The following is a 10,874-nucleotide window of genomic DNA, read 5'->3' as shown; positions in this document are numbered from 1 at the left end:
AAGCAAAGAAGAACAAACACACTGCATAAGAAATGCGACCAACAATTTGATCGCATCATCTTATACATTTTTAATTATTTTACGTGTCTACTTGACAGGTGTCGGTTCATTAGAGCGGCTTTTTATTTATTTAATTATGTTATTATAGATTTGTTTTAAATTTATTATTTATATAACACTTAAATTTTTCAACAAAATCTAATTGATATGCATTTTTGTTAGTTGCGTTATTTAGTAGATTTAGGAAGGCTTTCTTATTGCATTTATTAATGTTACCATAATAATCTCTTGATATTTTCCAGTATCTTTGAGGAAAAGCTAAATATACAAGAATATATTTATAATCGTCTAATGTTAAAGGGAAAATTTTATCATACAATTCTAAGAAACTTATTGCTAGTTCTATATCCCATTTTGTACTATCTCTTTTAAGTAAGCGTCTCAATGAATAGGAAATATCATGCGCGCAATAATCATTTCTACATTTATCGAAATCAATTACCCATATCTCATTATTAGTATCGAATATAATATTTTTATTAACATAGTCAAGATGACACAATGATTTTGTAAGATTATTTGAATTTATGTCATACGCAATGTTTGCAGAGCACTTAGCTAGATTGCTACTTGTTTCAAAATGCTCAAGATATAATTTTGAAAAAGTATCGTTATAATTATAAGCTAGGTTAGAGTAATTAAGTAGGCTTTCGTAGTGTTTATATATGGAAGTACTTAAAGAACTGTAGTCTTCTTTCATAGAGCTACCACATATAGGTTTAAAGTTAACACTTACTTTATGCATATTTGCAAGAGTAGTACTACATACTAAAATATGATCTATATTATCATAATCACATTTTACGCCTACAATCCAGGGTGTAAGTATAAATAACATATTATTATAATTTACAAATCTGCTATTAGTCCTTGTTTTAAGGATCCGAGGTACGTGGATATTATTTCTATGCAACCATTCAATGGCTGAGTATACAAATAATAAATCCTTTATTGAATAATAAACCTTTTTTAAACAATACGATTCGTCGTAGTAATCCACTTTATATACTGCCCTTTGTTTATCCGTATCTTTAAATTTAATTTGAGATATATCAGCATTAGCTAAATTGTATTGGGGTAGAATACATTTTTTTACGTTTTCTTCAGATAATAAATTTATGTTATCATAGTTTTTAGCCGTAGAGGGCATCTTAACAACTCCTAAAAAATTATTACATTATTAGAATATTAATAAAATTTTAATAATATACGTTTAACTTAAAAAAAGGGAAATTAATTTGATTTGTAGAATACTAACATAAGATAACTTTAATAAGATAGATAATGCTGGAGAAAATTTTTATTCAGGAGGAAGCTTATGAACATTCGCCAAAAAATAGAAAAGAACGAAGGTAATAGCATTATTAAATATGGGGCATTATCATTAAATTCAAAAGGTAGGGAGAATTTAGAAGATGAAGATGATATAAGAACGTGTTATATGGTTGACAAAGATAGAATAATATATAGTAAATCTTTTCGCAGGCTCAAACATAAAACTCAAGTATACATAAAGACTAGTAGTGATCACTATAGAACAAGATTAACACATACATTAGAAGTTGCGCAGATAGCTAAAACAATAGGCCGTGGAATAGGATTAAATGAAGATTTAATAGAAGCTATAGCAATGGGGCATGATATAGGGCACGTACCTTTTGCTCATAATGGTGAAGAGGTGCTTAATGATATTTTGCCACAAGGGTTTAAACATAATGAAAATAGCATTAGAGTACTTACAAAAATAGAAAAATTAGGAGCCGGTCTTAATTTAAGTAAGGAAGTACTTGATGGTATTCTTAATCATAGTGGATTATCTGCTAAAATAGGTAAGGCGGCTACACTAGAAGGTCAAGTTGTTAGATATAGTGACAAAATTGCATATGTAAATCATGATATAGATGACTCCATAAGAGCAGAATTATTAACCGATTCAATGTTGCCTAAAAGTGCTATTGAGGTACTGGGGAAAAAGCATGGGAAAAGAATAGATACTTTAGTTAAGGATTGTATATATAACACCATAAGTAATTTAGATGATGGAAATATAAGTGTGTCACTTAGTGAAATAGTTGGAAGTGAACTCGCTAATCTAAGAAATTTCATGTTTGAAAATATATACAAAGGTGAGATATTAAAGGAAGAAAGGCAGAAAGCACAATTTGTAGTTACAAATGTATTTGAATATTATTTTAAGAATCCACAATCAATGCCTGATTTTTATAAACTCATAGTTGAGGAGGAAGGCTTACACACAGGGGTAGCGGATTATATTTCTGGTATGAGTGATGATTATTGTTTAATGCTTTTTAATAATATATACGTACCTAAATTTGTTATTTATTAAAATGGATTGAGAACAAATTATGATTTTTGAAGAAATAATATAAAGAAAAAAAATAAAATATAAAAATTTTGAAGGAAATTCGCATTTTATAAAGAATATAATATAAGCGAACATAATTATTACAAAAGAAAAATAAAAGAAAAAATGAAAAAAAAGAAGGATAATATACTTTTTTGTCGAATACAAATATGTTGTGAATTTATATAAGTAAGGTGGTAATAATCTATTGATTGCTGAAGATGTCATCCGAAAAATAAAGGAACAAAATGATATTGTGGATGTAATATCTGAAAGAGTGAAGTTAAAAAAGACAGGAAGAAATTACACTGGGCTTTGTCCTTTTCATAATGAGAAGAGTCCTTCTTTTACTGTGTCTGGCGAGAAACAAATTTATAAATGTTTTGGATGTGGTGAAGCAGGAAATGTAATTAGTTTCATTATGAAGGATAGCAATGTATCTTTTCCTGAAGCAGCAAGGATACTCGCACAGAGAGCCAATATTAGTATAGAAGTAGACAATGATGAAAATAATGTCCAAAAAGCCATGTACACTAAGATGTACAAAGTCAATGTAGAAGCAGCAAGGTATTTTTATGATAATTTAAGAAAGGATAAGAAAGCTGAAGAATATTTCGTTAATAGAGGTATAACTCAGGCTACGATGAGAAAATTTGGGTTAGGGTTTTCTTTTGACAAATGGGATGGGTTGCTATTATACCTAAAAAAGAAAGGTTACTCTGAATTAGATTTATACAATATAGGATTAATTACTAAAAGCCCTAAGGGGTCCTATTATGATAGGTTTAGAAATAGGATAATGTTTCCTGTATTTGATTATAAGGGCAGCGTCATTGGGTTTGGAGGAAGGGTTTTAGACGATTCAAAGCCTAAATATTTAAATTCACCGGAAACTCCATTATTTCATAAGGGTTTAAATCTTTATGGATTGAATTTTGTACTTAAAAATAATAAATCTCGAACAATAATAATTGTAGAAGGATATATGGATTGTATTTCACTTCATCAATATGGGTTTGCGAATGTTGTTGCATCGCTAGGGACAGCACTAACTATTAATCAAGCAAAGCTATTGAAAAGACATGTAGACACAGTTATTATTTCTTTTGATGCTGATTTTGCGGGTCAAGCCGCAACTTTAAAGGGACTTGAAATATTAAAAAACGAAGGTTTTGATTTAAGAGTCCTGATAGTTCCGATGGGCAAGGATCCTGACGAATATATAAAAAAAAGTGGTAAGCAGGCTTTTCAAAAATTAGTGGATGATGCCCTTCCATTAATAGATTATAGAATTAAAAGAGCAAGCGATGGAATAAATTTTTCAAATAGTGAAATGATAATACAGTATGTTAAAAGGGTTACGGAAATTATTATGGAATTAGATCCAGTGGAGAAAGATGTATATATAAAAAAGGCATCTGAGGAAACTGGCATCAAAGAACAAGCAATATACGACTTATTAAGTGAAGAAATTAACAAAAATTCACAAAAAACAAAAAAAATGAATATACAACAAGATTTTGGACAAAAATTATACTTAGAGCCAGCTTATATTAAGGCTGAAAGAAATTTATTGAAATTTATGTTTATAAATGAAGAAAATTGTGACTATATTACAGAAAATATGTCAGTAGAACAATTAGTACTTCAAAGCCATAAAAGTATATACGAGTTAATTGTTGAGTACAAAAACTTAACAAAAACTGAAAAAATTAAAAACATAGAATTTATGTGTAATGATATAGAATGTACAAAAGAATGGATAAATACTATGGAAATTGAATTTTCTGGGAATGAAGAAGATCATAAAAAACTTATAAATGACTGCATTAAACAACTGAAAAAATTCAAGTTAGAGGAGTCGAAAAAAGAAATTATGAATAAAATCAAACAGTATGAATCAAAAGGCTTACTAGAAGAATCTATAAAACTTGCGCAACAACTTATAGAATTACAAAAAGATTTAAAACAATTATAGTATTTAGGAAGGAGGCAAAATGATGAAGGATAAAAGTTCAAAAATGACCATAGTCAAAAAGCTAATTGAAAAAGGTAAGAAAAAGGGATCCTTAACTTATAAAGAAGTAATGGATGAACTTTATGAAATAGATTTAAGTCCAGAACAAATAGAAAAAGTTTATGAAGTTTTAGAATCAATGGAGATAGATGTTATAGGAGATCAACATGAAGCTCCAACGCCGGCTACAGGAGCTCAAGCTGAAACTGAGCCAGAAACTGAAGAACTTGATGTTAGTATACCAGAAGGTATTTCTATAGATGACCCAGTTCGAATGTATTTAAAAGAAATTGGAAAGGTTTCTTTATTATCGTCAGCTGAAGAAATTGATCTTGCTAAAAGAAATGAAGAAGGAGATCTTGCTGCGAAGAAAAAACTAGCAGAGGCTAATTTAAGACTAGTAGTAAGTATAGCTAAGAGATATGTTGGGCGTGGAATGTTATTCCTAGATCTTATTCAAGAAGGTAATTTAGGATTAATAAAAGCAGTAGAAAAATATGATTATAGAAAAGGATTCAAATTTAGTACCTATGCAACATGGTGGATAAGGCAAGCAATAACTAGAGCGATAGCCGATCAAGCAAGAACAATAAGAATACCAGTTCATATGGTTGAAACTATAAATAAGCTTATTAGAGTTTCGAGGCAGTTACTGCAAGAACTTGGACGGGAACCACAACCAGATGAAGTAGCTGAAAAAATGGAAATGCCAGTTGGAAAAGTTAGAGAAATTATGAAAATAGCTCAAGAACCAGTGTCACTTGAAACCCCTATTGGTGAAGAAGAAGATAGTCATTTAGGTGATTTTATTCCTGATGATGATGCCTTAGCACCAGCAGAAGCTGCTGCATTTACAATGCTTAAAGAACAATTAATTAATGTTTTAGATACATTGACTCCTAGGGAAGAAAAAGTTTTAAGATTAAGATTCGGTCTTGATGATGGACGGGCAAGAACACTTGAAGAAGTTGGGAAAGAGTTTAATGTAACCCGTGAGAGAATTAGACAAATAGAGGCCAAGGCTTTACGTAAATTAAGACACCCAAGTAGAAGTAAAAAACTTAAAGATTATTTAGATTAGAACATATAAAGAAAATTATAATCATGAAATAAAATAACAATGATTTAAACACCTTTTTAAAGGTGTTTTTTTTATATCTAAAAATGTGTAGCAATATTTACAATATTGACTTGAATATGCTATAATGTGTCTCAGAAGGTGATTGAATGGATAGTTACGTATCAAGGCGAGGACAGGGCTTATGGTTTATAGTTCTAATGACTGCAATATATAATATATCAATTTTAATTTTACTTAGATTTACGAACTCATATATTGTAGATAATTTATTAAAAATCATATTAGTATTATGTAATGTATATCAAGTATATTATATAGCTTTGTTTGTTTCGATTAAATGCACTATGGATGAAGAAAAGCTAACAATCTATGCAATTTGGTCATTAAAAAAAGTAATAATACCACTCAGTGAAATAGAAGGATACACCTTGTCAAGTGGCATAATTAAAGGTGTTAGACTTTATGGTATATCTACGAATAGTTGTGCTATGGGAAAATTTGTAATCGATAAAATTGGACTATCAAGTATGCTTGTGACTGATAATGAAAATGTTTTTTATATAAAAACCAAACAAATGAGTTATGCAGTTTCACCTTTAGATTATAAAAAGTTTGAAGAGAAATTAATAAGTCATGATATTCATGATTTAGAATGGAATTATAAAATAAATAGTAGTTATAATCTTCATAAGGATAAGCACTTTATTATACCTTTTGTAATAGTCAGCATAATAATACTAATATTAACCCTAAACCCACTTATATTGTATTTAAAACATACAATACCTAATATTATGCCACTAAGTTTTGATGAGAAGTTTAATCCAATAAAAATGGGCACAGGAAAACAATTTGCATTTACACAGATGGTTTATGGAGTGTTAAATATGGCACTACTCTTTTGTATGTATTATGCAAGTTATTTTTGCGCGAAATACGATAGAAAATCAGCATATAAATATATTTATTTGTCATTACTTGTGGCAATAGCATTTTTAATTATACAATTTAGGATATTAATTAATTTTAGATAAGGATGAGGAGTATGGATATTAGCGAAAGATTAAAGTTAATTGCAAGCATGATAGAAGAGTGTGATACTATTGTTGACGTGGGAACAGACCACGGGTATGTACCTATTTATTTAGTTAAAAGAGGTTTGATAAAAAAAGCTATTGCATCTGATATAAATAAAGGGCCTGTTGAGAAGGCTAAAAATAATATTGAACTTAATAAAGTATCTAGGCAAATTAGTTGTAGACTTGGAAGTGGACTTTCTACAGTTAAAAAGGGAGAAGTAGAAGTAGCGGTTATTGCAGGTATGGGTGGCAACTTAATAAGAGATATCATGGAAAGTGACTTAGATGTTGTTAAGGAATTAGATTATATGATACTTCAACCCGTTCAGAACGCAGAAGTACTTAGGGAATATTTGTATAATACTGGATATGATATTCTTAATGAGGAAATTTGCAACGATGATGGTAGATTCTATGAAATTATTAAAGTGAAATACAACAATAAACCTGTAGTTATAGATAGTATATACTATGAGATAAGCAAGGTGCTATTAGATAAAAAACATATTGTTATGAAAGAATTTATAGAATATAAATTACAAAAGTACACAAAAATATATGATACATTAAATGAAGATACAATAACATCTAAAAATAGAAAAAAACATATTTATTACATTAAAAGTAAACTTGAGGAGTTTTTAAAATGTTTTTAAAAGTCAGGGATATTGATAATATTATGGAATGTTTTGCTCCACCTATACTTAAAGAGGACTATGATAATGTAGGACTAATGGTTGGAGATAAAGATGCAATAGTCACCAAAATATTAATTGCATTAGATTGCACAATAGATGTAATTAGTGAGGCAAAGGAAAAAGGATGTAATTTCATATTAAGTCATCACCCTCTTCTTTTCAATAAACCTAAAACTGTAACAACTGACACCTTAGTTGGAAAAAAAATTATAAAGCTTATTAAAAATGATATAAATGTATATGCTAGCCATACAAATTTGGATTCTACCAAAGGTGGTTTAAACGATATTGCTACTGAAATTTTAGGGTTTAACAAATATAAAATAATTCAGCCATCAGTAAACTCTAATAATGGGGTAGTTCGTTCTGGTCTAGGTAGATTAGTGGTTTTGGATGAGCCGATAATGCTATTAGAATTATGTGAGAATGTAAAAAAAACATATAATGCAGAATATATAAGGTACGTAGGTCGTGATAATGATTTAATAAAAACTATTGCTATTATAAATGGAAGTGGCGAAGATTTTTTTGATGAGAGTATAAAACTTGGCGCCGACTGTATTATTACAGGAGATACTAAATATCATGGTGCCTGTGATTTATTAGAGAAAAATGTAGCGCTGATCGACGCAGGACATTTCGCGTCGGAGTGGGTTCCGTTTAAAATATTTGGAGAAAAATTCAAAAAAGCATTGTTAGAGAGTGGATATGACAATGAGGTTATCATTTCTCAAAGTACATCTGAAGTATATAAACTTTACAAAGTATAAAATTCACACCGTACAAAATATACATGATTTGAGTTAAGTAACATTTTAATTGCTTTTGTTTTAATAGTATGATATCATAGGTCTTGCGAGTAAGCCAGACAATCGCTGCTAAAGTATTGCATGCAGTACTTTAGGAGAGGAAAGTCCGAGCTCCGTAGGGCAGGGTGCTGGATAACCCCCAGTGAAGGCGACTTTAAGGAAAGTGCAACAGAGATATACCGCTAAAGGTATTATAAAATTTAGTTTTCTAAGTTTTCTAGTATACTAGCAAGGATGGAAAGGCGAGGTAAGAGCTCACCAGCGCAATGGCGACTTTGCGGCTATGTAAACCCCACCTGGAGCAAGATCGAATAGGAGAACATTTTGGGGCTGCCCGTCCCGTTCTCGGGTGTATCGCTTGAGCTTATTGGTAACAATAGGCCTAGATAGATGATTGTCTAATACAGGACTCGGCTTATAGACTTACTCACACCTTGAAAACACTATGCTTAAAGCATGGTGTTTTTAGTTTTGCCACCGAGTTACACCCAAAATAGTCTTTATTAATGTTTTTTTTATTTATTAAGGTAATCATTACAATATAATTTTCGTTATAATCTATGAATAATATTACACCGATAACATTTATCAGTGGGTACTAAAAAGACTGGTATATAAAAATCCATGCAATAAAAAATAAGGATTTATGTTTACAAAATGCTAACAATAATATAGTATAATATAACTGAGGTGATGTTATTGGAATTAGAGTGGAACCAATAAAGAGTAACAGCAATTTAAGTGTACATTGATATTCTGAATGTAATGCAATAGTAATGAGTTACATTCATTTTTTTTCGCTAGTTAAGAAAGTATTAAAATACTTTCGATTATTGTTTACTACAAACGAATCTGGTTTAAACTCTGCAGCTTTTTCATTGTACTTAATTGCTTGTTGAATGTTATTGAGTTTAAAATAACATATACCCATTGATGCATATGGTATATAATTATAGTAATCATGCATCACAGCACCCATTGTATCTCCTGGTTTATTGAGTTTTGTAGAAATCTCATACCATGATATTGCACGTTCATAATCTTTCATTTCTTCATATTGAATTCCAAGTTCACAGCATATTTCTGCTCGCAGTACTCCAAACTCAAAACATCTGAGTAATGTTTTGATAGCGCTTTTTCTATCTCCTTTCATGGTATATATTCTTGAGAAATCAATGCAAGCATCCATATAGTTTGAAAAAAAGCCCCCTTCCTTAGATAAGAATTTTTCGAAATAGACCATCGCCTCATCATATCTTCGATTAACATTGAGTTCTCTTCCATAATAAAAACAATTTCTGTGAGATAACTCTTTTCCACTCTCTATCATTTTTTCGAATATATCCAAATTCCTTGATGATCTTTGCTTTAATTTCTTATGAGTGACACCAATATCCATACGTATTATAGTTCCAGTAGGTTCTATATACTCATGAACAGGATCATTCCATTTAAAATTCTTATTTCTTTTAAGCAAACGTTCCCTGTAATATGTGCAGGCAGCCCTTTTATCGTTGTCAACTCCTAGGTTATATTTCATCATAACGACATCTACGGAAGGCTCCATATATTCCTTTAAATATCTCAATTTATTTATATCTTCTTCCAAAAAAACATCATCTGCATCCAGCCATAATATATAGTCTTGTGTTGCTTTAGAAAATGAATAATTTCTTGCTGCTGCAAAGTCATCTATCCATTTAAAATCATAAACATAAGCAGCATAGCTACTTAGAATATCCTTTGTTTTGTCCACGGACCCAGTGTCTACAACAATTATCTCATCTACAATGTCTTTTACCGTATCCAAACATCGTGCTATTGTTTCATCTTCGTCTCTAACGATCATACATAAGCTGATAGTAATCAAAATATCTCCTCCATAAAATATTACAATACATAATATTAATTACATTCATTACTGGTGACTGCTTTCTTAATTTCTCCTTATGTTTGTCAGGATATTTAACATAACATTAAGAAATTTTATTGCCTTCTAGAATAAATGCTCATTCATGAAAAATGTGAATGAGCATATATTTTAGAGTTATCAGTTGTGCATTAGGTTACAATAAGAGCTGTAGTATTTGGTTTACAATAGCAAGAATTTCTATAACTTCTGCCTTGATTTCTGCCAAACCAAATGCAGGATTTAATACAGCGCTCTCTATTGCAGCTATTTCCGTCTTAATCTCTGCCAATCCAAAGGTTCCACTTTCAACACTATTAATAATCTCTATTACCTCAGCTTTTATTTCAAAAATACCGCCAGTAGTGCTGTTTATTACACCGCCAATCTGAATAATTTCGGTCTTTATCTCAGCTAAACCGAATGTTTGGCTTAAAACAGCATTCTCTATTGCAACTATTTCCGTTTTAATTTCTGCCAAACCAAACGTTGGACTTAGCACAGCACCTTCTATTGCAAAAATTTCAGTCTTAATTTCGGCTAATCCGAATGTTTGGCTTAAGACAGCATTTTCTATAGCAACTATTTCCGTTTTAATTTCTGCCAAACCAAACGTTGGACTTAATACAGCACCTTCTATTGCAAAAATTTCAGTCTTAATTTCAGCTAATCCGAATGTTGGACTTAGTACAGCACTTTCTATTGCAAATACTTCTGTTTTGATTTCAGCTAAACCGAATGTTGTGCTTAAAACAGCATTCTCTATTGCAACTATTTCCGTTTTAATTTCTGCCAAACCAAACGTTGGACTTAGCACAGCACCTTCTATTGCAAAAATTTCAGTCTTAATTTCGGC

General features: G+C 30.5%; 8 protein-coding genes, 1 other RNA gene and 1 pseudogene. 7 read left to right on the top strand and 3 right to left on the bottom strand.

Annotation, left to right across the window (positions count from 1 at the left end; translation table 11 throughout):
* Window positions 1-142: 142 nt before the first annotated feature.
* A complete protein-coding gene (locus tag KPL55_RS24540; RefSeq protein ID WP_216309383.1) occupies window positions 143-1,210 on the bottom strand; it encodes a CotS family spore coat protein in 1,068 nt (355 codons plus the stop codon).
* A gap of 168 nt (window positions 1,211-1,378) precedes the next feature.
* Here KPL55_RS24540 and KPL55_RS24535 point away from each other — a divergent pair, with 168 nt between their 5' ends.
* The 7 genes from KPL55_RS24535 to rnpB all read left to right on the top strand — a co-directional run bounded on the left by KPL55_RS24535 (window position 1,379) and on the right by rnpB (window position 8,543).
* Window positions 1,379-2,407, top strand: coding sequence for a deoxyguanosinetriphosphate triphosphohydrolase (locus KPL55_RS24535; protein ID WP_216309382.1), 1,029 nt, complete (start codon window positions 1,379-1,381; stop codon window positions 2,405-2,407).
* 226 nt (window positions 2,408-2,633) lie between these two features.
* Window positions 2,634-4,403, top strand: coding sequence for a DNA primase (dnaG, locus tag KPL55_RS24530; RefSeq protein ID WP_216309381.1), 1,770 nt, complete (start codon window positions 2,634-2,636; stop codon window positions 4,401-4,403).
* 22 nt (window positions 4,404-4,425) lie between these two features.
* Window positions 4,426-5,523, top strand: a complete 1,098-nt coding sequence (gene rpoD, locus KPL55_RS24525) for an RNA polymerase sigma factor RpoD (protein ID WP_216309384.1) — start codon at window positions 4,426-4,428, stop codon at window positions 5,521-5,523.
* Between the two features lie 146 nt (window positions 5,524-5,669).
* Window positions 5,670-6,557 carry a PH domain-containing protein gene (locus KPL55_RS24520; RefSeq protein ID WP_216309380.1) on the top strand — a complete coding sequence of 296 codons (888 nt, stop codon included), beginning with the start codon at window positions 5,670-5,672 and terminating at the stop codon, window positions 6,555-6,557.
* A gap of 11 nt (window positions 6,558-6,568) precedes the next feature.
* Window positions 6,569-7,258: a tRNA (adenine(22)-N(1))-methyltransferase gene (locus KPL55_RS24515; RefSeq protein ID WP_216309379.1), complete on the top strand. Its 690-nt coding sequence runs from the start codon at window positions 6,569-6,571 to the stop codon at window positions 7,256-7,258.
* On the top strand, window positions 7,249-8,070 hold the full coding sequence (locus KPL55_RS24510; protein ID WP_216309378.1) for a Nif3-like dinuclear metal center hexameric protein: 822 nt from the start codon (window positions 7,249-7,251) through the stop codon (window positions 8,068-8,070). The genes KPL55_RS24515 and KPL55_RS24510 overlap by 10 nt, the downstream gene beginning before the upstream one ends.
* Window positions 8,071-8,156: 86 nt before the next feature.
* Window positions 8,157-8,543: RNase P RNA component class A (rnpB, locus tag KPL55_RS24505), an RNA gene on the top strand.
* A gap of 353 nt (window positions 8,544-8,896) precedes the next feature.
* Here the strand turns inward: rnpB and KPL55_RS24500 are convergent.
* Together KPL55_RS24500 and KPL55_RS24495 are read right to left on the bottom strand one after the other, a co-directional pair.
* On the bottom strand, window positions 8,897-9,979 hold the full coding sequence (locus tag KPL55_RS24500; protein ID WP_216309377.1) for a glycosyltransferase: 1,083 nt from the start codon (window positions 9,977-9,979) through the stop codon (window positions 8,897-8,899).
* A 196-nt stretch (window positions 9,980-10,175) separates the two neighbouring features.
* Window positions 10,176-10,874: pseudogene (locus KPL55_RS24495) on the bottom strand (hypothetical protein); the annotation flags it as partial.

The organism is Clostridium lacusfryxellense (assembly GCF_018861735.1).
In the GTDB taxonomy this organism is placed as follows: Bacteria; Bacillota; Clostridia; order Clostridiales; family Clostridiaceae; genus Clostridium_AD; species Clostridium_AD lacusfryxellense.
The sequence above is the reverse complement of the archived record's forward strand: the minus strand, read 5'-3'. Positions and strand labels throughout refer to the sequence as shown.

Coding starts and splice junctions, on each gene's coding strand:
- KPL55_RS24540 (WP_216309383.1), bottom strand. CDS start 1,210: ATGCCCTCTACGGCTAAAAACTATGATAACATAAATTTATTATCTGAA.
- KPL55_RS24535 (WP_216309382.1), top strand. CDS start 1,379: ATGAACATTCGCCAAAAAATAGAAAAGAACGAAGGTAATAGCATTATT.
- rpoD (WP_216309384.1), top strand. CDS start 4,426: ATGAAGGATAAAAGTTCAAAAATGACCATAGTCAAAAAGCTAATTGAA.
- KPL55_RS24520 (WP_216309380.1), top strand. CDS start 5,670: ATGGATAGTTACGTATCAAGGCGAGGACAGGGCTTATGGTTTATAGTT.
- KPL55_RS24515 (WP_216309379.1), top strand. CDS start 6,569: ATGGATATTAGCGAAAGATTAAAGTTAATTGCAAGCATGATAGAAGAG.
- KPL55_RS24510 (WP_216309378.1), top strand. CDS start 7,249: ATGTTTTTAAAAGTCAGGGATATTGATAATATTATGGAATGTTTTGCT.